This window comes from Kitasatospora sp. NPDC049258 (assembly GCF_040678895.1).
Classification (GTDB): domain Bacteria; phylum Actinomycetota; class Actinomycetes; order Streptomycetales; family Streptomycetaceae; genus Kitasatospora.
Map to the genome: position 1 here is coordinate 279,870 of NZ_JBFAQT010000002.1, position 23,862 is coordinate 303,731.

The 23,862-nt window shown below is 72.2% G+C and carries 19 protein-coding genes; 13 read left to right on the top strand and 6 right to left on the bottom strand.

The window, feature by feature from the left end:
- Positions 1-13: 13 nt before the first annotated feature.
- From AB0K43_RS03060 to AB0K43_RS03070, 3 genes are all read right to left on the bottom strand, one after another.
- The gene (locus tag AB0K43_RS03060; RefSeq protein ID WP_363635146.1) at positions 14-430 is read right to left on the bottom strand and encodes a pyridoxamine 5'-phosphate oxidase family protein; all 417 of its coding nucleotides are present in this window, start codon (positions 428-430) and stop codon (positions 14-16) included.
- 113 nt (positions 431-543) lie between these two features.
- Positions 544-1,242: a response regulator transcription factor gene (locus AB0K43_RS03065; RefSeq protein ID WP_363635148.1), complete on the bottom strand. Its 699-nt coding sequence runs from the start codon at positions 1,240-1,242 to the stop codon at positions 544-546.
- Positions 1,243-1,446: 204 nt separating this feature from the next.
- On the bottom strand, positions 1,447-2,073 hold the full coding sequence (locus AB0K43_RS03070; protein ID WP_363635150.1) for a hypothetical protein: 627 nt from the start codon (positions 2,071-2,073) through the stop codon (positions 1,447-1,449).
- 518 nt (positions 2,074-2,591) lie between these two features.
- Between AB0K43_RS03070 and AB0K43_RS03075 the strand changes: the two genes are divergently transcribed.
- Genes AB0K43_RS03075 through AB0K43_RS03095 form a run of 5 tightly spaced genes read left to right on the top strand, consistent with a single transcriptional unit; the run spans position 2,592 to position 7,568 of the window.
- Positions 2,592-4,088 carry an amino acid permease gene (locus AB0K43_RS03075; RefSeq protein WP_363635152.1) on the top strand — a complete coding sequence of 499 codons (1,497 nt, stop codon included), beginning with the start codon at positions 2,592-2,594 and terminating at the stop codon, positions 4,086-4,088.
- 21 nt (positions 4,089-4,109) lie between these two features.
- On the top strand, positions 4,110-5,333 hold the full coding sequence (locus AB0K43_RS03080) for an arginine deiminase (RefSeq protein WP_363635154.1): 1,224 nt from the start codon (positions 4,110-4,112) through the stop codon (positions 5,331-5,333).
- Between the two features lie 22 nt (positions 5,334-5,355).
- The gene (gene argF, locus AB0K43_RS03085; RefSeq protein WP_363635156.1) at positions 5,356-6,360 is read left to right on the top strand and encodes an ornithine carbamoyltransferase; all 1,005 of its coding nucleotides are present in this window, start codon (positions 5,356-5,358) and stop codon (positions 6,358-6,360) included.
- A 2-nt stretch (positions 6,361-6,362) separates the two neighbouring features.
- Complete coding sequence (locus AB0K43_RS03090; protein WP_363635158.1) at positions 6,363-7,358, top strand: carbamate kinase; 996 nt, start codon at positions 6,363-6,365, stop codon at positions 7,356-7,358.
- Between the two features lie 21 nt (positions 7,359-7,379).
- Positions 7,380-7,568, top strand: a complete 189-nt coding sequence (locus AB0K43_RS03095; RefSeq protein ID WP_363635160.1) for a hypothetical protein — start codon at positions 7,380-7,382, stop codon at positions 7,566-7,568.
- 352 nt (positions 7,569-7,920) lie between these two features.
- Here the strand turns inward: AB0K43_RS03095 and AB0K43_RS03100 are convergent, their stop codons facing one another.
- Entirely contained in the window at positions 7,921-8,796 is an 876-nt protein-coding gene (locus AB0K43_RS03100; RefSeq protein WP_363635162.1) for a universal stress protein, read from the bottom strand.
- A gap of 532 nt (positions 8,797-9,328) precedes the next feature.
- Here AB0K43_RS03100 and AB0K43_RS03105 point away from each other — a divergent pair.
- The 7 genes from AB0K43_RS03105 to AB0K43_RS03135 all read left to right on the top strand — a co-directional run bounded on the left by AB0K43_RS03105 (position 9,329) and on the right by AB0K43_RS03135 (position 20,581).
- A complete protein-coding gene (locus AB0K43_RS03105; RefSeq protein ID WP_363635163.1) occupies positions 9,329-11,728 on the top strand; it encodes a phosphoketolase family protein in 2,400 nt (799 codons plus the stop codon).
- A 40-nt stretch (positions 11,729-11,768) separates the two neighbouring features.
- Positions 11,769-12,710, top strand: a complete 942-nt coding sequence (locus tag AB0K43_RS03110) for a universal stress protein (RefSeq protein ID WP_363635165.1) — start codon at positions 11,769-11,771, stop codon at positions 12,708-12,710.
- 289 nt (positions 12,711-12,999) lie between these two features.
- Positions 13,000-15,672: a bifunctional acetaldehyde-CoA/alcohol dehydrogenase gene (adhE, locus tag AB0K43_RS03115; protein ID WP_363635167.1), complete on the top strand. Its 2,673-nt coding sequence runs from the start codon at positions 13,000-13,002 to the stop codon at positions 15,670-15,672.
- 386 nt (positions 15,673-16,058) lie between these two features.
- Positions 16,059-18,326 carry a formate C-acetyltransferase gene (gene pflB / locus AB0K43_RS03120; protein WP_363635169.1) on the top strand — a complete coding sequence of 756 codons (2,268 nt, stop codon included), beginning with the start codon at positions 16,059-16,061 and terminating at the stop codon, positions 18,324-18,326.
- Positions 18,327-18,445: 119 nt separating this feature from the next.
- Positions 18,446-19,198, top strand: coding sequence for a pyruvate formate-lyase-activating protein (gene pflA, locus AB0K43_RS03125; RefSeq protein WP_363635171.1), 753 nt, complete (start codon positions 18,446-18,448; stop codon positions 19,196-19,198).
- 192 nt (positions 19,199-19,390) lie between these two features.
- Positions 19,391-19,837 (top strand): universal stress protein, encoded by a 447-nt coding sequence (locus AB0K43_RS03130; protein WP_363635173.1) that lies wholly within the window; start codon positions 19,391-19,393, stop codon positions 19,835-19,837.
- Positions 19,838-19,906: 69 nt separating this feature from the next.
- Positions 19,907-20,581: a CBS domain-containing protein gene (locus tag AB0K43_RS03135; RefSeq protein WP_363635175.1), complete on the top strand. Its 675-nt coding sequence runs from the start codon at positions 19,907-19,909 to the stop codon at positions 20,579-20,581.
- On the opposite strand, the gene AB0K43_RS03140 is transcribed toward AB0K43_RS03135, so the two are convergent.
- Together AB0K43_RS03140 and AB0K43_RS03145 are read right to left on the bottom strand one after the other, a co-directional pair.
- Positions 20,539-21,357, bottom strand: coding sequence for a tetratricopeptide repeat protein (locus AB0K43_RS03140; RefSeq protein WP_363635177.1), 819 nt, complete (start codon positions 21,355-21,357; stop codon positions 20,539-20,541). The genes AB0K43_RS03135 and AB0K43_RS03140 overlap by 43 nt on opposite strands.
- A gap of 626 nt (positions 21,358-21,983) precedes the next feature.
- Entirely contained in the window at positions 21,984-23,000 is a 1,017-nt protein-coding gene (locus AB0K43_RS03145) for a hypothetical protein (RefSeq protein WP_363635179.1), read from the bottom strand.
- Positions 23,001-23,407: 407 nt separating this feature from the next.
- Between AB0K43_RS03145 and AB0K43_RS03150 the strand changes: the two genes are divergently transcribed.
- A complete protein-coding gene (locus AB0K43_RS03150) occupies positions 23,408-23,845 on the top strand; it encodes a universal stress protein (protein ID WP_363635181.1) in 438 nt (145 codons plus the stop codon).
- Positions 23,846-23,862: the final 17 nt, after the last annotated feature.

Consider the following 23,862-nt stretch of genomic DNA (forward strand, 5'->3'; position numbering starts at 1 on the left):
TGGGGCGCTGCGGTCATGCCCGGAGGATCGGTGACGCCGGCAGGAGGCGTCCGGTCACCAGCTCCGGGCGAATCCGGATCGACACCTGGCCGAGGTGCCGGGGCAGGGCGGGATCGTGCGGAGTCGGGGCCTCGGCCACGTCTGCCCGCCCGAGGACGGTGACGCTCCAGCCGCTGCCGTCCGCATGGTCGACCTCGCCCGCCTCGAAGGCCACCAGGGCGCCGGAGACGGCGCGGACCAGCTCCGACCCCCCGGTGGCGCGCAGCAGCACGCTGCCGTCGTCGCCGAGTCGGTAGCGGGTGGGCAGGACGGCCGGCAGCGCGCCGGTGGTGTAGACGACACGGCCGACCGGTGTTGTGGCCAGCAGTCGCAGAGACTGCCGCTCGTCGAGCGGCGTGTGATCGGCCGGTGGGATCAGATCTGGCTTCATGGCATCGATGGTCGCTCCGGATCCGCGTCGGGGTGAGGGGCCGATCGTCCCTGGGGGCGGTCGGGTGGTCCCGGAACGGGTGTGCGGCCCACGCCTGTCGCGGGCCGGCGGGCTCACCGCCCGGGACGGCCGGCCGCGTGGTCGTGGGCGGCAAGGGCCTGGGTGGCGATGACGGCAGCTTGTACACGCCGTTCGACCCCGAGCTTGGCGAGCAGCCGGGAGATGTGGTTCTTGACGGTCTTCTCGGCGAGGTAGAGTCGCTCGCCGATCTGGCGGTTGGTCAGGCCCTCGCCGATCAGGGCGAGGATCTCGCGCTCCCGGTCGGTGAGTTCGGGGAAGGCGGGGGCCTGCGGGGTGCTGTCTCCGCGCAGCCGGGCCATCAGCCGGGTGGTGGCGCCGGGGTCGAGCATGGACTGGCCGGAGGCGACCGTGCGGACGGCGGAGACCAGGTCGGTGCCGCTGATCTGCTTGAGGACGTAGCCGGCCGCGCCGGCCATGATGGAGTCGAGCAGGGCCTCCTCGTCGTCGAAGGAAGTGAGGATCAGGCAGGCCAGGTCGGGCATCCGCGAGCGCAGTTCCCGGCAGACCGTCACGCCGTCGCCGTCGGGGAGCCGCATGTCCAGGATCGCGACGTCGGGGCGCAGCGCGGGCACACGGGCGATCGCCTGCTCGACCGTGCCGGCCTCGCCCACCACGGTCAGGTCGGACTCGGCGTCGAGCAGGTCGTGCACGCCGCGCCGGACCACCTCGTGGTCGTCGAGGAGGAACACCTTCACCGGGCTGCTCACATCGGCTGCCGCGCTGTCCGCCATCACCGCTCCATCTTCAAGGACCCGCCCTGCGCCGGGTCGCGTTGGACCTGAGCGTATTCTGCCGGGCAGCTGGGGGGTGGCATAGGGCCGAACGGCCCTGTGGGTCTTCGTCGGGCCGTCAGGTGCTTGCCCCGATACCTCGGATGTGGTGCCGGCGAGTGCGGGCGGCGGGCGGTGTGGCCGCCGCCCGCCGGGTGAGTGGGTTCAGCGGAGCCAGGCGTGGGCGCGGACGATCGGCAGGGCGGCCCAGCGGCGACCGAATCCCCAGGTGTCGCCCGCGCCGACGGCGGCGAGGGCGATCAGCAACAGGGCGTAGACGAGGTGGTAGTCGGCGACGGGGTTGCTGGATCCGCTGGCGGCGCCGTTCGCGAGGTGGCGGGCGGGCGGCCACTCGGCGGCCCACATCATGGCCAGCAGCAGGGTGCCGCCCGCGGCGGCGACGCGCAGGCCGACACCGCCTGCAAGGGCCAGGCCGATCCCGAGCAGGCCGAGCATGAACAGCCGGTCGGCCCAGGCCTGGCCGGCCATTTGGTGGAAGGCAGACCGGAACGGACCGGCCGACACGTGGCTGAGGAAGCCCTTGGTCGGCGAAGCGCCGTTGACCCAGGACCGCGCGCCGGGCGTGGCGTAGCCCAGGCCGAAGGTCTTGTCCAGGAAGGCCCAGAGGAAGACGAAGCCGAGACCGATGCGGGCGACGGCAAGTGCCCGTACGGCGACGGTGTTCAGGTCCGCACCGGCCGCGGCGTCCCGAGGGGTGTGGGCGATGGTGTGCCGAAGCTTGGAGCCGATCCGGTGGGTGAGCCGGGGGGCGGCGGCGTGGTGGGCGGACATGGTTTCTCTCCTTGGTCAAGTCTGCTGCGGAAGAATGGTGTTGGGCGATGTGCGTTCCATGGTGGCGGTCGGACGCTGCGGTCGATCAGGTGCCGAAGGTCCCGCGGACGGGGCCGAAGGTGCCGCGCGAGGACTACGCCCGGTGCCCGCGCCGCGGGGCTGGTGCCGGTGGACGGGCCGGCGGTCGACCACGACGCCCAGCAGCCGGTCGGAGTGGTGAGCAGGTTGCCGCGCCCTAGGGTCCTTGCTGCTGCGGTCGAACCTTTCGGGGCGGCCGAAGTTCACACGGCCGAGGGCGAGTTGGCGCGACAGCAGGAACGAGGACGGGCACGTTCGTGCGGGAGCCGGCAGCGCAGTTCGTCGGGACCACTGGGGCGCGGGGGAGGGGACCGGTGGCGGCGTGATGAGGGCCCGATGGTCCCTGGGGCGATGCCGGGCCACCAGCCGAGGATCTTCACCGTGAGCGACGGGAGCACCGGTCCCGCCGACCTCCCCGAATACCTCCTGAAGGAGAGTCGATGTCCGCACCCGACCGCGAAGGTCCACAACAGAGCCCGGCGTCCGACGGCCCGCGAGGAGGCGGTGGCGGCTTCGGGCTTCCCGCCGCGACCGCGCTGGTGGTCGGCAGCATCATCGGCACGGGAGTGTTCGCGCTGCCCTCCGCGCTCGCTCCCTACGGGCCGATCGCGCTGGTGGCGTTCGCCCTGGTCACGATCGGCGCGTTGGCGCTTGCGGCCGTCTTCGGGCGGTTGTCGGAGCGGGTGCCGGGCAGCGGCGGTCCCTACGTCTACGTCCGGGAGGCGTTCGGCGAGTTCGCCGGCTTCCTCACTGCCTGGTCGTACTGGATCACGGCCTGGGCCGGGAATGCCGCGATCGCGGTGGCCTGGGTCGGCTACGTCGAGGTGTTCGTCAACAAGGGGCACCACACCTGGGGTTCGATCGCGATCGCGCTGACCGGCCTGTGGGTGCCGGCGATCGTCAACCTGACCGGGGTGCGCAACATCGGCGCGTTCCAGGTGGTCACCACGGTCCTGAAGTTCCTGCCGCTGGCGTTCATGGCCACCGTCGGCCTGCTGTTCATGAAGTCCGCGAACTTCGGTGCGTTCAACGCGAGCGGGGGATCCGCACTCGGAGCGGTGTCGGCGGCCGGTGCGATCGCGCTGTTCAGCTACATCGGCCTGGAGACCGCCTCGGTGGCCGCCGGTCGGGTGCGCGAGCCGAGGCGGAACGTGCCCCGGGCCACCATCTACGGGACCCTGGCCTGCGCCGCGATCTACCTGCTCGGCACGCTCGCGGTCTTCGGGACCGTACCGCACGCCCAACTCGGCTCCTCCGCGGCGCCGTTCACCGACGCCATGAACGCGATCGCGGGCGGTCACCGGGCCGGGGACCTGGTAGCGGTCGCGGCAATCGTCTCAGGTCTCGGGGCGCTCAACGGCTGGACCCTGATCTGCGCGGAGATGCCGATGGCGGCCGCCCGCGACGGGCTCTTCCCCGCCGCCTTCGCCGGCACCCGGGGCCGGAGCGAGGTGCCCGCGTTCGGCATCGTCTCGGCCACCCTCCTGGCCTCGGTACTCACCGTGGTCAGCTACACCAGCTTCACCAAGGTCTTCACCGAGATCGTGCTGCTGAGCGTGCTCACCGCGGTCATCCCGTATCTGATCTCGGCGGCCGCCCAGCTGTACTGGCTGGTGCGGCACGGCCGCGACCGGCTCGACCGGCGCCGCTTCGTGCGGGACGTCACCGTCGCGCTGCTCGCCCTGGTCTTCTCGTACTGGTCGATCCAGGGCAGCGGCTACCAGACCGTCTACTACGGCCTGTTCACCATCCTGCTCGGAATCCCCGTCTACGTCTGGCTGGCACGCCCGCGCCCGGCGTCGGCGGTGGCCTCGACGAGTGGTCCTGCCGAGGCCGTCCCGGGGGCCGTGCCCCGGTCGAGGGCGGCCCGCGCCGACCGCCCGGTGGGCCTGCCAACCGTCCTGCGCCGTGCACTGACCACGCGCCACCAGCACTGAACCTCCGAAGGAGCACCACCCATGTCCACCCTGCGTGTCGATTCCGAGGCCGGGCGCCTGCGCCAGGTGATCCTGCACCGCCCCGGCCTGGAACTCTCCCGGCTGACCCCGCGCAACGTCGACGGCCTGCTCTTCGACGACATCCTGTGGGCCAAGCGGGCCCGCGAGGAGCACGACGCCTTCGCCCAGGTCCTGCGCGACCACGGCGTACGCGTCCACCACTACGCCGACCTGCTCGCCGAGACGATAGAACTCCCTTCCGCCCGGGCCTGGTTGCTCGGACAGGTCGTCACCCCGGCCACTGTCGGCCCGGCCCTGGTGGAGCCGGTGCGCGCGCTGTGCGAGGACCTGGACGGAGCGACCCTCGCCGAGTACCTGATCGGCGGCGTCCTCAAGGACGACCTGCCGATCGGAAACCCGCACAGCCTGGTCTGGAACACCGTCGGCGAGCAGGACTTCGCCCTGGCACCACTGCCCAACCACCTCTTCCCGCGCGACAACTCCTGCTGGATCGGCAACCGGTACACCCTCAACCCGATGGCACGCCCGGCCCGCCGCCGCGAGACCCTGCACACCGCCGCCGTCTACCGTTTCCACCCGCTGTTCGCCGAGACCGCCCCGCCCCTGCTCGACGGTACCGAGGCCGTCGCGGGCCTCACCCTGGAAGGCGGCGACGTCCACGTGGTCGCCGAGGGCGTCGTCCTGGTCGGCATGGGGGAACGCAGCACCGCCCAAGCCGTGGAGACCCTGGCCCAGCAGGTATTCCAGCAGGGGGTCGCCCACCGGGTGATCGCCGTGCGCCTGCCGGAGAGCCGGGCGTTCATGCACCTGGACACGGTGATGACGATGATCGACAGGGACACCTTCGCCCTCTACCCGGGTCTGGCCGACCAGTTGCGCTCCTGGACTCTCACGGCCGCCCCCGAACGGGCCGCCGGATTCGAGGTCACTCCCGACGCCGACCTCGCGTCCTCCCTCGCCGAGGCGCTCGGCCTGGACAAGGTCCGCCTCCTGTCCGCCGAGCAGGACGTCCGGGCCGCCGAGCGCGAGCAGTGGGACGACGGCAGCAACTTCCTCGCCATCGAGCCCGGCGTGGTCGTCGGCTACGAGCGCAACACCGTCACCAACACCTACCTGCGCAAGCAGGGCATCGAGATCGTCACCATCGCCGGCTCCGAGCTCGGCCGGGGCCGCGGCGGCCCGCGCTGCATGAGCTGCCCCATCCAGCGCGACCCCGCCAACTGACCGCCACCGAGGAGGAATCACCATGTCCGTCAGCCTGAACGGCCGTCACTACCTGCGCGAACTCGACTTCACGGCCGCCGAGATCCACCACCTGCTCGACCTGGCGGCCGAGCTGAAGGCCGCCCGCGCGGCAGGCACCGAGCGCCGGTACCTCACCGGGTGCCGCCTCGCGCTGATCTTCGAGAAGAACTCCACCCGCACCCGCTGCGCGTTCGAGGTGGCCGCCGCCGACCAGGGCGCCACCACCACCTTCCTCGGCCCGGACAGCTCCCACATCGGACACAAGGAGTCCGTCCCCGACACCGCCCGCGTGCTGGGCCGAATGTACGACGGCATCGAATACCGCGGCTTCGCCCAGCAGACCGTCACCGAACTCGCCCACCACGCCGGCGTCCCCGTCTACAACGGCCTGACCGACGACTGCCACCCCACCCAGAGCCTGTGCGACGTCTTCACCATGCGCGAGCACAGCCGCAAGCCGCTGACGGAGATCTCGTTCTGCTATCTCGGGGACGCCCGCAACAACACCGCCAACTCGCTGATGGTGATGGGAAGCCTGCTCGGCATGGACGTGCGGATCGCGGCGCCCCGGGCCCTGTGGCCCGATCCGCTGATCGTCTCGGAGTGCCTGCTGCTGGGACAGGACAGCGGCGCCCGGTTCACCCTCACCGAGGATGTCGAGGGCGCGGTGCTCGGCGCCGACTACCTCTACACCGATGTCTGGGTCTCGATGGGCGAGGGGCCGGAGAAGTGGAAGGAGCGCATCGACCTGCTGCTGCCCTACCAGGTCAACGCCAAGGCCCTGGCCGCCACCGGCAATCCGGACGCTGCGTTCCTGCACTGCCTGCCCGCCCTGCACGACACCCGCACCGACCTCGGCGCCGAACTCGCCGCCCAGCACGGCCTGGAAGGTCTCGAGGTCACCGACGAGGTCTTCGAGTCGCCCGCCTCGCTGGTCTTCACCCAGGCCGAGAACCGGATGCACACCATCAAGGCGATCCTGGTCGCCACCCTCGGGGGGAACTGACCGTGCGCATCGTCGCCGCACTCGGGGGAAACGCCCTGCTCCAGCGGGGCGAGCACCCCGATGCCTCCGTCCAGCAGCACCACGTCCACGACGCCGCCCGCTCGCTGGCCGAACTCGTCCTCGCCGGCCACCAGGTGGTGATCACCCACGGCAACGGTCCGCAGATCGGCCTGCTCGCCGCCGAGAGCGAGACCGACCCGGAACTCACCGCGCCCTACCCGCTCGACGTGCTCGGTGCCCAGACCCAGGGCATGATCGGCACCCTGCTCGCCCGCGAACTCACCGGGCGTCTGCCCGGCCGCACGGTCACCGCGCTGGTCACGCACACCGAGGTCGACCCGCACGACCCGGCCTTCGAACACCCGGACAAGTTCATCGGGAGCCGGCTCACCGGCCACCAGGCCAGGACGGCCGAGCTCGACCGAGGCTGGACCTGTGCCCACGACGGCGCCGACCTGCGCAGGGTCGTCCCCTCGCCCCGGCCGCAGGCGATCGTCGAGCTGCCGGCCATCCGGGCACTGCTGGCCGGCGGAGTCGTGGTGATCGCCGCCGGTGGCGGCGGTGTCCCGGTCGTCCGCAACGGCGACAGCGGCCTGCTCCGCGGGGTCGAGGCCGTCGTGGACAAGGACCGCACAGCGGCCCTGCTCGCCGAACAGCTCGACGCGGACGCCCTGTTGATTCTCACCGATGTGACCCACGTGTTCGCCCGCTTCGGTGCCGCCCACCCCGGACCGCTGGTCACCGCCACCCCCGAGCAGCTGCGCCGGCTCGACCTGCCGGCCGGCTCGATGCGCCCCAAGGCCGAGGCCGTCGCCGCCTTCGCCGAGCACACCGGCAACCTGGCCGCCATCGGCCCGCTGGACGACGCCCTCGGCACCGTGCTCGGCACCACCGGCACCACCGTCCGCACGGCGCCGACGGCAGCGAAGCCGGGACCCAAGGCTCTGCCCACGGGACCTTCGGCCCACGACCCCGCCGAACCGCGACCGGCAAGCTGAAGCCACCGGACAGGAACCACGATGAGCCCTCTGCACAACCGACCCGCCTCCGACCTCACGGTGACGACCCGTGGGGAGGTCACCACGGCCGCCCCCGACTACGCCCCGCCACAGGAGCACCACCTGGCCGGCGACACGGCCACCGGGCGCGGCACCGTGCTCCGCCACCGCTACGACGGCCACCGGGGCCTCATCACTCCCGCGTCGTAGCGGACGCGGCCCGGCCCGGCTGCTGTGGGGGCACGACCGGGCAGGGAGAACCGGGGACGGCGTGGGGGCCGTCCCCGGTTCTCGCCTTCCCGCGGACGGGAGGACTCCCCGGAGGGCGTCCGGTCGCTCCGGGGTTCCCTGGCGTTCGCGCGCCGCAGGAGACGGTCATGCGGACGGGGAGCGGATGCCCGCCCAGGCCGGGGCGGACGGTCATCGGGGGGTGGCCCGGTGGGCCCGTGGCGGTGTGGGAGGTGACTGCCCGGTGAGCTGCCGAGGGACGTGACGGATGCGAGAAGGGCGGCGGACTCCCGGCTTGCCGGGGTCCACCGCCCTTCCGGTGCGGCCGCGGGTGTCAGTCGTGCGGCACCACCACGACCGGTGCCGAGGCGTGGTGCAGCGCGGAGTGGGCGACCGGTCCGAGCCGCAGGACGCCGTGGTGCGGTGCGTGGCGTCGGCGGCCCACGACGACGAGGTCCGCGTCGGCGCCGGCGTCGACCAGAGCCGCGCCGCCGCCGCCGATCCGGTTGTCCTGCACCGTCGTGACCTCGGGGTACTTCTCCCGCCAGCCGGTCAGCACGTTGCCCAGCAGCTCGTCCTCGATCGCCCGGAACTGCGTCACCTCCGTCTGCGGGGGAACCCAGCCGGCGTAGCCCCACAGCGGCGGCGGCGTCCAGCCGTGCACGACGCGCAGCACCGCCCCTCGCCGGGCCGCCTGGCGGAAAGCGAAGTCGATGACCTCCGCCGCGGGCTCGCGGGTGTCGACGCCCACGACCACCTGCGGCCCGTCGGGGCCGGAGCGCCGCTGCGGATCGTCGGCCCGCACCAGCGCGACGGGGACATCGCAGCGGGCGGTGACGGCCAGGCCGACGGAGCCGACCAGGAGACCGCCGAACCCGCCCAGTCCTCGCGAACCGAGGACCAGCATGCCCGCCTTCGCGGCGGCGTCGACCAACACCTCGACCGGCGCTCCGCCGCCGATCAGGTCGGCGCGGATCTCCAGGTCGGGGTGGGTGATCCGGACCGCCTGCTCGGCATCGGCGAGCAGACGCGCGGTCAGGGCCCGTACGTCGGCGGGCTGGGTGGGGTCGTCGTGCAGGTCGTCGAGCCAGGTCCGGGCATGGACCAGGTGCAGTGGCAGGCCGTGGCGGGCGGCCTCGTCGGCCGCCCAGCGGGCGGCGGCGATGCTCTGCGCCGAGCCGTCGATTCCGGCGAGCAGGTACTCGGCCATGGGGATTTCCTCTCCGGGATGGTGCGAGGGGCGTGGTGATCGTGCGGGTCCACATTGCGCGGTCCATGGACGGCTCGGCGTGGGCCGGCCGGTGCCCGGTGGCGGGCCGAAGGTCCCGCCCCGGCCACCGGGCGCGGACCTCGTCCCCGATGCCCGCGAGGATCTGCCTGAGGGGTCCTTGAAGGCCGTCAGGGTGCCTGTGCCGGGCGGGTCGCCGCCGAACTCCTCGCTCCGCTCGACCAGTTCGGGGCTGCGCATGGTGCGGGTGAAGGATTCCCGGGCGGCGTCCGCAGTCAGCGGGCCGAGCGTGCTGAACGCGAGGTCCGGATCGGCGAGTTCGACCACGCGCCGTCCCGGATCAGAAAAGCTGCGGCGGCCGGCGCTGCCAGGTCCTTCCGGGCCGCAGGTCCCGGTGTCGTGGCGCACGGTGTAGCCCGATCGGCCCTGTACCGGGCCGGTTGCGTGGAGTGACGATGGGCGCGGCCAGCCAGTCGGCGGCCGGTGCAGCCGACCGATCCCCGAGGAGACCGCAGTGAAGTCCGTGACCACCGCTTCGACGCCCGAAGACCTGCCTGAAGAACTGTCCGGGAGCGAGCTGCGGGCGCTCGACGCCCACTGGCGCGCCGCCAACTACCTGGCGGCCGGTCAGATCTACCTGATGGCCAACCCGCTGCTGCGCGAGCCGCTGGCACCCGAGCACATCAAGCCCCGCCTGCTGGGTCACTGGGGCACCTCGCCCGGGCTCAACCTGGTGCACACGCACCTCAACCGGGTCGTCCGGCAGCGCCAGCTGGACGCGATCTGCGTCTGGGGCCCGGGGCACGGGGGCCCGGCGGTCCTCGCGAACTCCTGGCTGGAGGGCAGCTACACGGACACCTACCCCGACATCACCCGGGACGCCGACGGCATGGCGAAGCTGTTCCGGCAGTTCTCCTTCCCCGGCGGGGTGCCCAGCCACGTCGCGCCCGAGACGCCCGGCTCGATCCACGAGGGCGGCGAGCTGGGCTACGCGCTCTCGCACGCGTACGGTGCGGCGCTGGACACCCCCGGTCTGCTGGTCGCCTGTGTGATCGGCGACGGCGAGGCGGAGACCGGCCCGCTGGCCACCTCCTGGCACGGCAACAAGTTCCTCGACCCGGTCCACGACGGAGCCGTGCTGCCGGTCCTGCACCTCAACGGCTACAAGATCGCCAACCCCGCGGTGCTCGCTCGGCTGCCCGAGGGCGAGCTGGACGCCCTGCTGCGCGGCTACGGCCACGACCCGCTGTACGTCACCGGCGACGACCCGCTGACGGTCCACCGCGCGATGGCCGCCGCGCTGGACACCGCGGTCGACCGGATCGCCGCCGTCCAGCGCGCCGCCCGCCGGGACGGCGTCACCGACCGCCCTGCCTGGCCGATGATCGTGTTGCGCACGCCCAAGGGCTGGACCGGCCCGGCCCAGGTGGACGGCCTACCGGTGGAAGGCACCTGGCGGGCCCACCAGGTGCCCTTGGACCAGGTCCGTGACAATCCCGGGCACCTCGCCCAGCTGGAGGCATGGCTGCGCTCGTACCGGCCCGAGGAGCTCTTCGACGAGCACGGCCGGCCCACCGAGCAGGTCCTCGCCTGCATCCCGCAGGGCGGCCGACGGCTGGGGGCGAACCCGCACGCCAACGGCGGCCTGCTGCTGCGCGACCTGCCGGTGCCCGCGCTGGAGCGCTACGCCGTCCCGGTCGACAAACCCGGTTCGAGTCTGCACGAGCCCACCCGAGTGCTCGGCGACCTGCTCGCACAGGTGATGGCCGACACCGCCGAGCGCCGCGACTTCCGGATCGTCGGGCCGGACGAGACCGCCTCCAACCGCCTGCAGGCGGTCTACGATGCCACCGGCAAGGCCTGGCAGGCCGCCACCCTGCCCACCGACGAGCACCTCGCACACGACGGCCGGGTGATGGAGGTCCTCTCCGAACACACCTGCCAGGGCTGGCTGGAGGGCTACCTGCTCACCGGCCGGCACGGATTGTTCTCCTGCTACGAGGCGTTCGTCCACATCGTCGACTCGATGGTCGGCCAGCACATCAAATGGCTGCGCACCTCCCGCCGGATCCCCTGGCGTGCCCCGATCGCCTCCCTCAACTACCTGCTCACCTCCCACGTCTGGCGCCAGGACCACAACGGCTTCTCCCACCAGGACCCCGGCTTCGTCGACCACGTCCTCAACAAGAGCCCCGAAGCCGTACGGGTCTACTTCCCGCCGGACGCCAACACCCTGCTCGCCGTCGCCGACCACGTCCTGCGCAGCCGCGACTACGTCAACGTCGTCGTCGCCGGCAAGCAGCCCTGCTTCGACTGGCTCACCCTCGACCAGGCCCGAGCCCACTGCGCCCGCGGCGCCGGAATCTGGGAGTGGGCCGGCACCGAGCACGGCGGCCGCGAACCCGACGTCGTGCTCGCCTGCGCCGGGGACGTCCCCACCCAGGAGGTGATCGCCGCAGCCGAGCTGCTGCGCCGTCACCTGCCGGACCTCGCGGTGCGGGTGGTCAACGTCGTCGACATCGCGCGGCTGATGCCCGCCGAGGAGCACCCGCACGGCATGCCCGACGCCGAGTTCGACGCGCTCTTCACCCGCGACAAGCCGGTGGTCTTCGCCTACCACGGCTACCCCTGGCTGATCCACCGCCTCGCCTACCGCCGCACCGTCCACCCGCACCTGCACGTGCGCGGCTACAAGGAGTCCGGCAGCACCACCACGCCCTTCGACATGGTGGTCCGCAACGACCTCGACCGCTACCGCCTCGTCATGGACGTCATCGACCGCGTCCCCGGCCTCGCCGTCCGCGCCGCCGCCGCCCGCCAGCAGATGGCCGACCAGCGGCTGCGCCACCACGACTGGATCCGCGAGCACGGCACCGACCTGCCCGAGATCACCGACTGGACCCCGGGCGGCTGACCCGGCACCACCGGGAGCCGACCAGAAGGAGACGATCATCATGCACCTGCCCGTCATCACCGGGGTCGACGGCTCCGAGGCCAGTCTGGCCGCCGCCGACTGGGCCGCCCGCGAGGCACTGCTGCGCGACCGCCCGCTGCGCGTCCTGCACGCTCTGCCCCTGATGCCGCACCTGCTCCCCAGCTGGTGCGCGCAGCCCCGGCCCGCGGGCGCCGACCTGCTCCACGACGTCCGGCACGTCCTGGCGGTGCGCCACCCGCAGCTGGCGGTGCGTACCGAGGAGGTCCACGACGCGGTCACGTCGGCGCTGGTCGCTGCCGGTGAGGATGCCGAACTGCTGGTGCTGGGGGCGCGCGGAAGCGGCGGCTTCCCGGAGCTGCGGGTCGGGGCCACCGCCCTGCACATCGCCGCCCGGGTGGGTTGTCCCACGGTGCTGGTCCCGCTGGAGCCCTTGGGCCCGCAGCCGCGTGAGCAGGTGGTGATCGGAGTGGACGCCCGCCGCCCCGCCGAGGCGGCGATCGAGTTCGCCTTCGAGGCCGCCCGGCGGTACGGCCTGCCGCTGCGGGCCGTGGACGCCGGCGCCGCGCCGCCGACCGAGGGGACCGGCAGTGGCCGGGGCGGTGAGAGCGCGCTGCTCGCCCGGGTCCTGCAGCCCTGGCAGGCGATCCACCCGGAGGTGCAGGTCGTCGCGGACATCGAGGGTGCAGGGCCGGGCCGGGTGCTGGTGGAGGCGTCCGCGAAGGCCCGGTTGCTGGTTCTCGGCCGCCGCCCGACGGATCGGGCCGGTGTCCTCGGCCCGGTGGCCCATGCCGTCCTGCACCACGCCGACTGCCCGGTGGCGGTCGTTCCCGCTGCCTGGGACCAGCCCCGGCCCGGGACCTTCGGGCCCGCCCGGCGCCCGCTCGGCCCCTGCGGCCGGACGTCGCCGCGCGCGAGCACGTCTGCCGGATGCCAACGGTCGGGCCCGGTGCCGCGACCGTGAAGCGAGGGAGAACACGGTCATGTCCCATCGTCCGGTCGTCGGAGTCGACGGCTCCGCAGCAAGCGCGGTCGCGGCCGAGTGGGCGGCCTTCAGGCCCACCGGAGCGGCGCGTGTCCGCCGCCGGTCGCTGCCGAGCCCGGCCGTCGGCGACGAGGGACCTTCGGCCCGCGGGCCTGCCCCATCGGCCACCTCCCCGGGCGGCGCCGCTCGGAGAGGCTGGCGGTGGCAGCGCGGGCGATGCCCGTCGGCGCCCGAACCCCGCCATGACGAACCGAAAGGTGGTCCAGCCATGCCCCGCCGACAGACCCAGGAGCACGCGGTTCCCGCGAGCCCCTCTCCCGCTCCCGCCGAGGTCTCGCCGCAGGAGGCCGCAGCCACCGCCGTCGACGCGCTGGTCGTCGACGCTCTGACGGCCCTCCACTCCTACGCGGACTTCACCCAGGAGCAGGTCGACCACATCGTCAGGAAGGCGTCCCTGGCCGCGCTGGCCAGGCACACCGGGCTCGCCGCGCTGGCGGTGGAGGAGACCGGGCGCGGCCTGTTCGAGGACAAGGCCGTCAAGAACGTCTTCGCCTGCGAGAACGTCGCCCATGTGATGGCCCGCACGAGGACCGTCGGCGTGGTCCGGCGGGACGACATCGACGGCATCGTGGAGATCGCCGAACCGGTCGGCGTGGTCGCGGGCATCACCCCGGTCACCAACCCCACCTCGACCACGATCTTCAAGTGCCTGCTCGCCCTGAAGACCCGCAACCCGATCATCTTCGCCTTCCACCCCTCCGCCCAGCGCTGCTCCGCGGAGGCGGCCCGGACCGTGCGGGACGCGGCGGTGGCGGCCGGAGCACCCGCGTCCTGCGTCCAGTGGATCGAGCAGCCCTCGACGGCGGCCACCCAGGCCCTGATGAACCACCCCGGGGTGGCCACGATCCTGGCCACCGGCGGCAACGCGATGGTCAAGGCCGCCTACTCCTGCGGCAAGCCGGCCCTCGGCGTCGGTGCCGGGAACGTTCCCGCCTACGTGGAGAAGAGCGCGGACCTGAGGCGGGCCGTCAACGACATCGTGCTGTCCAAGACCTTCGACAACGGCATGATCTGCGCCTCCGAGCAGGCCGTCATCCTGGACGCGGAGATCCGGGCCGCGGCCCTCGCCGAATTCCGCAGGCTGAAGGCCCACCACGCGAGCGCCGAGGAGAAGGCGCTGCTGGAACGGCACCTGTTCGGCGCCGGCGAGGGTAGCGCCTGCGCGGGCGAGCGACTGAACGCGGAGGTGGTGGGCCGCAGTGCCCACGAGATCGCCGCGGCGGCCGGGTTCGAAGTGGCGGCCGACACCTCGGTGATCCTCGTCGACGCCGCACATGTCGGGTCGGCAGAGCCGCTGACCCGGGAGAAGCTCTGCCCGGTGCTGGCCGTGCTCACCGCTGAAACGCGTCGTGCGGGCGTCGAACTGGCCGCGGCGATGGTGGAGTTCAACGGCTTGGGCCACTCTGCGGCGGTGCACACCGAGGACACGGCGTTCGTCGAGGAGTTCGGCCACGCCGTCAAGGCCTGCCGGATCATCTGGAACGCTCCCAGCTCGCAGGGCGGCATCGGCGACGTCTACAACGCCTTCCTCCCGTCCCTGACCCTGGGCTGCGGCTCCTACGGGCACAACTCGGTGGCCGGGAACGTGTCGGCGCTGAACCTCCTCAACATCAAGCGGATCGGGCGGCGCAACACCAACATGCAGTGGTTCAAGGTCCCGCCGAAGATCTACTTCGAGCGCAACTCGGTCAGGTACCTCGCGAGCATGCCGAGCGCCCACCGGATCGTCATCGTGACCGACCGGACCATGGTCGAGATCGGTCACCTGGAGCGGATCCGGGGAGTCCTGGACCGCCGGAGCGATCCGGTCGAGGTCCGGGTGGTGGACTTCGTCGAGCCCAACCCGAGCATCGACACCGTGCGGCGCGGCGCGGAACTGATGCGCGAGTTCCGCCCCGACACCATCGTGGCGCTCGGCGGTGGCTCGCCGATGGATGCGGCCAAGGTGATGTGGCTGATGTACGAGCACCCGGAGGTCGACTTCGCCGACCTGAAGGAGAAGTTCTTCGACATCCGCAAGCGGGCCTTCACCTTCCCCGACCTGGGTGAGCTGGCGAAACTGGTGTGCATCCCCACCACCTCGGGCACCGGCAGCGAGGTGACCCCGTTCGCGGTCATCACCGACACCGCCACCGGCCAGAAGTACCCGATTGCCGACTACGCCCTCACCCCGAGCGTGGCCATCGTCGACCCGGCGCTGACCACCCACCTGCCCAAGGACGTCACCGCCGACACCGGCTTCGACGCCCTCACCCACTGCATCGAGACCTACGTCTCGGTCTACGCCAACGACTTCACCGACGGCCTGGCCCTGCAGGGCATCCGGTTGATCTTCGACCACCTGGCCGAAGCGGTCTCCGACGGGCCGGGCAACCCGATGGCCCGGGAGAAGATGCACAATGCCGGCACCATCGCCGGCATGGCCTTCGGCTCGGCCTTCCTCGGCGTCGTGCACGCCATGGCCCACACCCTCGGCGCCACCTTCCACGTCGCCCACGGCCGCACCAACGCCCTGCTGCTGCCGCATGTCATCCGCTACAACGGCGCCGCCCCGGCCAAGGTCACCAGCTGGCCCAAGTACCGCAGCTACGTGGCACCCGAGCGCTACCAGGCCATCGCCCGCACGCTGGGCCTGCCCGCAGACACCCCCGAGCAGGGCGTGGAGTCCCTGGCCGCAGCGGTCGAGGCGCTGCGCGACCGGGTGGGCATCCCGCACTCCTTCAAGGAGGCGGGCGTGGACGAGCAGGCGTTCCTGGCGGCCCTGCCGCAACAGGCGATGAACGCCTACGAGGACCAGTGCGCCCCCGCCAACCCCCGGCTCCCGCTGCTCGCCGACCTGCAGCAACTCATGCGCCAGGCCTACTACGGCAGCCAGGACTGACGACCGACGCCCCGGCCCTGCGGGAGGTTCGCGCTCGGCCGGGCCGAGCACGGGCCCTGGCCTACCTCGGCGACCTGCGCTGCAGGCGCGTCGGGATCGTCCGCGACGGCGAACTGGTCACCCTCGCGGACGTCGAGGAGCTGCGCCCGCCTGGACCGGCCGCCGCACGTACGCGGTCGTCGGCGGGGCGCACCTGGCCGTCGTCGCCCAGCTGTGGGACTCCTTCCTCCCACAGATCAACGGCCTGCACTGGATTCCGTACCTCTCCCGTTCCACTGGTACCTGGGAGGGACCAACGGCCCTGCAACCGGGGACGTTGCGGACAGGTGCCGAGCCGGCCGGCGGATCACCATGGTGGCGAGGACATCGAAAGGGGAGCGAGAGAGATGACTGCCCAGCAGACAGAGCCGGCCACTCGGAGGGCCTGGGACGGCTTCCAGGGCGGCCGGTGGCGCGACGCCGTCGACGTGCGCGACTTCATCCAGCACAACTACACCCCGTACGAGGGCGACGGCGCCTTCCTGGCCGGCCCCACCAGCAGGACCCTGGCGGTCTGGCAGCAGATCACCGACCGCTTCCCCGAGGAGCGCGCCAAGGGCGTGTACGACGTGGCGTACGACGTCCCGTCGAGCATCACCGCGCACGCGCCCGGATACATCGACCGGGAGAGGGAGCTGATCGTCGGGCTGCAGACCGATGCCCCGCTGAAGCGGGCGATCATGCCCAACGGCGGCTGGCGGATGGTCGCCGGCGCACTGCGGACCTACGGCTACCCGGTCTCGCCGGAGCTGGCGAAGGTCTTCACGGAGTACCGCAAGACCCACAACGCGGGCGTCTTCGACGCCTACACCCCCGAGATCCTCGCCGCCCGCAAGGCCGGTGTCATCACCGGCCTGCCGGACGCCTACGGCCGCGGCCGGATCATCGGCGACTACCGCCGCGTGCCGCTCTACGGCGTCGACCGGCTGATCGAGGCCAAGCGCGCCGAGAAGTCCGCACTGGACGCCCCGGCGTGCGATCCCGGCCGCCTGGAGGAGCTCATCCGCGAACGGGAGGAACTCGCCGAACAGATCCGGGCACTGGGCGAACTCAAGCAGATGGCCTCCGGCTACGGCCACGACATCTCCGGGCCGGCCTCGACCGCCCGCGAGGCGATCCAGTGGCTCTACTTCGCCTACCTCGCGGCCGTGAAGGAGCAGAACGGCGCGGCCATGTCGCTCGGCCGCACGTCGACCTTCCTCGACGTCTACCTCCAGCGCGACCTCGATGCCGGACTGCTGACCGAGGAGCAGGCCCAGGAGCTGGTCGACGACTTCGTGATCAAGCTCCGGATCGTGCGCTTCCTGCGTACCCCCGAGTACGACGAGCTGTTCTCCGGCGACCCGACCTGGGTCACCGAGTCGATCGGCGGCATCGGCGAGGACGGCCGACCGCTGGTCACCCGCACCTCCTTCCGCTACCTGCAGACCCTCTACGATCTCGGCCCGGCCCCCGAACCCAACATGACCGTCTTCTGGTCCCCGCACCTTCCCAAGGGCTTCAAGGAGTTCTGCGCCAAGGCGTCGATCGATACGTCCAGCATCCAGTACGAGTCCGACGAGCTGATGCGCCCGCGCTTCGGTGACGACACCGCCATCGCCTGCTGCGTGTCCGCGATGCCGATCGGCCGGCAGATGCAGTTCTTCGGCGCCCGGGTGAACCTCGCCAAGACTCTGCTCTACGCGATCAACGGCGGCCGTGACGAGCTCACCGGTGCCCAGGTGGGCCCCGACACCGGCGCGATCCCGGACGAGGTCCTCGACCACGACACGGTGCTGGCCCGCTACGACCAGCAACTGGACTGGCTTGCCGGGACGTACGTCCACGCGCTCAACGTCATCCACTACATGCACGACAAGTACGCGTACGAGCGGCTGGAGATGGCCCTGCACGACCGGGACGTGCGGCGTACCCTGGCTTGCGGCATCGCCGGCCTCGCGGTGGCCGCGGACTCGCTGTCGGCCATCAGGTACGCCAAGGTCAAGCCCGTCCGCGACGAGCGCGGCCTGGCCGTCGACTATGCCGTCGAGGGCGAGTACCCGGCCTACGGCAACAACGACGAGCGGGCCGACGAGATCGCGGTCCGGCTCGTCCGGACGTTCATGGGCAAGGTGCGCAGGCACCCCGCGTACCGGCGAGCCGAGCACACCCAGTCCGTGCTCACCATCACCTCCAACGTCGTCTACGGCAAGAAGACCGGCGCCACCCCGGACGGCCGCAAGGCGGGCCAGCCCTTCTCCCCGGGGGCCAACCCGATGAACGGGCGGGACCGACACGGCTACATCGCCAGCGCCATGTCGGTGGCCAGACTTCCGTACGAGTACGCCGAGGACGGCATCTCGCTCACCAACAGCGTCACCCCCGACGCGCTCGGGCGCACCCCGCAGGAGCGGATCACCAACCTCACAGGCGTCCTGGACGGCTACTTCACCTGCCACGGCTTCCACATGAACGTCAACGTCCTGGACCGCGAGACACTCCTGGACGCCATGGAGCACCCCGAGAAGTACCCGCAGCTGACCGTCCGGGTCAGCGGGTACGCCGTCAACTTCGTCCGCCTCACCCGCGAGCAGCAGCTCGACGTGGTCGACCGCACCTTCCACGAAGCGCTGTAGGCGCGACCACCCACGGGATGCCGGCGCCCTCCCCGACCACCGGGCGCCGGCATCCGCCCCTTCCGGAGACCGCCATGGCTGAACCCGCCCTTCCCGCATGCACGCCGAGTCACCCGACCATGGCCGCCGCCCCCCTGCGACGGGCCGGTGGATCTCTCCACTCCTGGGACCTCTCCACCGGCGTCGACGGCCCGGGGACCCGCTTCGTCGTGTTCCTCGCCGGCTGCCCACTTCGCTGCCTGTACTGCCACAACCCCGACACCTGGCACATGAGAGACGGCCGCCGCACCCCGGCGGACGAGGTCATCGGTGAGGCCGCCAAATACGTCGAGTTCATCCACGCCTCCGGCGGCGGTGCCACCATCAGCGGCGGCGAACCACTGCTCCAGCCGGGTTTCGCCGGTGAGCTGCTGCACCGCCTCAAGCATGAACTCGGTCTTCGCACCGCGCTGGACACCTCCGGCTTCCTCGGCGCCCGCGCCACCGACGAGCTGCTCGCCGACACCGACCTCGTCCTGCTGGACATCAAGTCCTGGGACCGGCCGCTCTACCGGCACCTGACCCACCAGGAGCTGACTCCGACCCTGGACTTCGCCCGGCGTCTGGCCGATCTCGGAAAAGAGGTCTGGGTGCGCTTCGTCCTCGTCCCCGGCGTGACCGACGCCGCCGGCAACGTCGAGGGTGTCGCGGCCTTCGCCGCCTCACTCGGCAACGTCACGCGGGTCGACGTCCTGCCCTTCCACAAGCTCGGCACGGCGAAGTGGCGTGCCCTCGCGCAGGAGTTCACGCTCGCGGACACCCCGGTGCCCACCTGCGAGCAGACGGCCGCAGCCCGTGCGGTGTTCGCGACGCGCGGTCTGCACGTCGTGTGACGGTGCCGATCCGGGTGTCGTCCACGCTGGGCCCGGGGCCCAACTCCAGGTCGGAAACCGGCCGGACCCTCGGGCAGGAACGTGAAGCACCCTGGGCTGAAGGTCCCCGGTGCCGTGGCCCGCTCGGCCCATCCGCCGCTCGCTCCGACCCGCGAGGGTGGAGAGGACCGCAGAACAGAGGGAGGGAACACCATGAACGAGCAGGGTGAACCGCAGAGCCGGATCGTGGTCGGCGTGGACGGATCGCCGGCCTCGATCGAGGCGCTGCGCTGGGCCGTCGACCAGGCCCGCGGCCGCGGCGCGCGCATCGAGGCGCTGATCGCCTGGCAGTACCCGGTGGCCACCGGCTGGAGCGTGCCGCTCCCGCCCGTCGCCTACCTCGCCGACACCTCCCGCAAGGTGCTGGACGCGGCCGTCGCCGAAGCCGTCGGCGCCGACGGGCTGGTCGGGATCCGGGCGGTGGTGGTGGAGGGCGGCGCCGCGTCGTGCCTGCTGGACGCGGCCCGGGGCGCCGACCTCCTGGTCGTCGGCAGTCGGGGCCACGGGGGCTTCACCGGCGCACTGCTGGGATCCGTGAGCCAGCACTGCGTCCAGCACGCGCCCTGCCCCGTCGTCGTGGTCCGCCACGCCAGGAGCTGAACACACCTCGCTCCCCGTACCGCATGCGCGGCCCCGGCGGCCGCAGACCCCGAAAGGAGTGAACCGACCATGCGACACCGCATCGTGGGAAACCTGATGACAACGGCCGTCGTGCACGTACGGCCCGAGACCGGCTTCAAGGAGATCGCCCGCCTGCTCGCCGAGCACGACATCACCTCCGTGCCCGTCCTGGACCAGGAGGACCGGCCGCTGGGCCTGGTCTCCGAAGCAGACCTCCTGATCAACGAGGCCGCGCAGGAGGACCCCACCGGGCTGCTCCTCACCCCGCAGCTGCCGGCCCGCGAGCGCTCTCGCAGCCACGCGACCACCGCCCACGGCCTGATGACCAGCCCGGCCGTCTGTGCCAGGCCCGAGTGGACCGTCGTGGGGGCCGCCCGGTTGATGCAGCGCCAGCACCTCAAGCGCCTGCCCGTCGTCGACGAAGCCGGACGCCTGGTCGGGATCGTCAGCCGCAGCGACCTGCTGCGGGTCTTTCTCCGCCAGGACCGCGCGATCGGCGAGGAGATCCGGCACGAGGTCCTCGCCACCATCCTGGGCCTGAACGTGGACGGCCTCGACGTCGGGGTGAGCGAGGGCCGGGTCACCGTGCGCGGCACGGTCGAGCGCCGCTCCCAGATCTCGGTGATGGAGCGGCTCTGCCGGAGTGTGGACGGCGTGGTCGACGTGACCACCAGCCTGGACTACCGGACCGACGACACCGCCGCCGTGCACCCGCTCGGCTGACCCGTCGCATGTGGGCTGAGACGTACAGGGCCGTGGGCAACTGGGAGCGGCCCGTCGGCCGGCTCGAGTTCCTTCGAGTGACCAGGGCTGGGCAGGCGATCACATTCGCCTGTCGACTCGGCACGGCCGCGGCAACCGGGGGAGACGGGCTGTTCGTGCGGGTTCCGCTGCGACTCCTCGAAGCTCGTGCGTCCCGGCGAGGAGGTCCGGATCAGGCAGGCGTGGATTCGGCGAGCCGTTGGAGTTCGGCAGCGGCTTCGCCGTGACGAGGGTTGTTCAGTTCGACGAGCGCGTGATGGGCGGCGGGTGAGGACTTCGTGGGCCTCGTCCCGGCGGTCGAGGTGGCGCAGGACGGTGGCCAGGGCCTCGTCGGCTCGGCCGGTCTGGCACAGTTGCTTGCCCAGGGTGTCGAGGGTGGTGATTTCGGCGAGGCGGCTGGTTGGGCCGGTCTGCTTGCGGAGGTGTTCGGCTGCTTCCTGCAAGCGGGTGATGGACTCGTCGATCCGTCCGAGGCGGTTCAGCGCTCCTGCCATGTAGCCCAGGGCCCATCCGACTTGACTCCGGTCGTCGCTCTGGTGTGCCGCGTCCAGGGCTTCGTGCGCGGTGGCCAGGCCGGCTGTGGGGTCGAGGACGCAGAGGTTGTCGGCCCAGGCGAGGTAGTTGAGGTGGACGGCCTCGTCGCGCTTGCTGCCCAGGGCGCGGGCGGAGGTGACGGAGCGGTGGAGGACCTCGGCCCATGCCTCCCCTTGCGTGGTGTGTTCGGAGAACCAGTGCATGGCCTCGGCTGCGTCGATGACCTGCTGGTGCCGGCCGAGCTCCTGAGCCCGCGTGAGAGCGGCCAGCCGCTGGGCACGTTCGGCTTCCAGCCAGGTGCGGGTCGTGGGTGAGCTGCTCGGTGGCGAACAGGCGCAGCAGGTCGTGGAAGCGGCACCGGTCGGCGGTGGGGTGGGGTAGTGGTCCGGGTGTGGTGGTCGAGCTGGCGGTAGGAGAGGTCGAAGGCGGCCTTCACCTGGAGGGAGCCGGCGCGCGGGGTGTCGAGGCGGGTCTCCTGTTCGGCGAGCTGGGCGGTGAGTTTGGCGATGCGCTCGCCCGGCCGGGCCGCGAGGCGCTGGGCGGCTGTGCGTACGGCGAGGTGGGTGCGGTGGACGGCCTCGAGTACCTCACAGGCGGATACGACGACGGTGCCTTCTCCACCCACCTCACCGTAGTCGGGACCGACGGCAAGCCCTGGCGGAGGATCCGGCCGGACATCGGGGCCGGATGGACCGGCTGGGAACACGGAGTGAACTGGACCAGGCTCCCGACCACTGCCGGGCTCGCTCCCTCCGTCGGGGGACCTCCTCGGCGGTGTCCCGCCGGATCGTCCGGTCGTCGCGGAGGAAATCCTCGCCGGTGGAGTACGTCAGCACGAGGACTCTCCGCGCACAGCGGGCTGCCGGTAGCCGCTCAGGTCGAGGATCTCGTCGACCGGCCGGCGCGGGGTGGTGGGTCCGGGAGGGCCGTAGCCGAGGCGCAGGACGAGCTGGACGTGACCGATGCCGTCGTCCGGGTCGCGCAGGCCCCAGCGGGTGTCGGGCCACTCGACGGCTTGGTGCAGGACGGAGACGCGCAGGCCGTCGGCCGTCGCCAGCAACCAGACCCGCTGGAGGGCCTGGCCGGCGCGGAGCCAGTCCGCCGGCCGGTCGCCGTGGGTGGTGAGCGTGGCCAGCTGGGGCAGCGCCTCGAAGCGCTGGGACGGCGTGGTGGCCGGCGTCCGGCGGGTGAAGTCGCGCACGGGCACACGGGCGTCATGGTCCTGGGGACCGAGGGCGGCGGCCGGGATCCCGTCCTCGGCCGACTCGTCCAGGCGCAGCCAGCTCCGGGTCTCGGCCATTCGCGCCAGGTCGGCGCCGGTGCGGCGTTCGGCGTCAGCGGTCAGGGCGAGCACCCGGCGCACCGCGTCCTCCTCCAGGGCGGAGAGCACCGCGCCTTCGCCGAGGGCCGCCGTCGTCAGCTCGCCGAGGACAGCCTCGGGCACGTCGCGGTTGGCGAAGGGCTGGCGGCTGGAGTGGCGCTGCCGGATGGCCTCGAAGAGGTCCCGTCCGTACGGAGGTGCCGCGGGAGCCGGGCCGACGAGGCGGACCGTGGCCGCCAGCCTCGGCTCGGCCGGATCGGGCAGCAGCCGCACCTCCGGGTCCCGGCCGAGTCGGAGTCCGGCGACCCGCAGGTTGAACAGGGCGGCGCCCACCGAGATGTGCAGCGCCCGGCCGTCCGGGTCGGTGAGCGGTACGGCGCGCTCCGGGTCGCTGTAGACCCGAATGCCGGGGGAGTCGGGCATCGGGGCGAAGCGCCACGGCTGGCTGTTGTGCAGCGAGGGCGCCGCGCTCGCCGCGGCGGCCAGGAACCGCAGCTGCTCCAGGGTCAGTGCTTGCTCGGACATGGCGGACAGCTCCCTAATCCGGTTGTCCCCGCCCACGAGTGGACGGCCGACACGGTGTCATGTGTGCGAGTCGGGGTCGATTGCGGCGGCGTCGGCCATCGCCGGGTCCATCCCTTCGGTCGGCGCTCCGGACCGCCGCCCGGCCGTCGACCTCCGTCCCGTGTCTGCTGGCCGATGCCATGGCTCCTCCACCGGTGATCGTGGGCGGCCCACTCGATGCCGGGCCCTGTTCGTACCGTAGGCGCGTACGGCGCGGGGGCGGCAGGGCCGAGCGGCCCCAAGGTGATGGCCGGGAGTGCCCCGGTCCGGTGATCCCCGCCCCGGCGGGCTCGGCGGAACTTCGCTGGCGGACCGGGCGGGGGAAGTGCAGCGTGGGAGGTGACCGAAACGAAGTGAGGTGGTTACGCATGGCCGGGACCGATTCGACCGCCCGTGTCGTGGTGGGCATCGACGGCTCGCCCTCGTCACAGGCCGCGCTGCGCTGGGCGGTCCGGCAGGCAGCCCTGATGGGCGCGACCGTGGACGTGGTGGGCGCGTGGGAGGGTATCCCGCTCTTCGCCGGCCCCACCGTGGTCGACCCCACGCTGGAGGCGGAGACGGCACGGCGGCGATTCGACCAGGAGATCCACGAGGTGCTCGGCGACGATCGGCCGGTCGAGGTGCGCGAACGCCTGGTACAGGGCAACCCGACGGACGTCCTGCTGGACGCCGCCACCGGTGCCGAACTGCTGGTCGTCGGCAGCCGCGGCCACGGGACCTTCGCCCGCGCCCTGCTCGGCTCGGTGAGCACGCGGTGTGCGATGCACGCCTCCTGCCCCGTGGTGATCGTCCGCCCGCCCAGCTGACCGCGACGCCGCCTCGG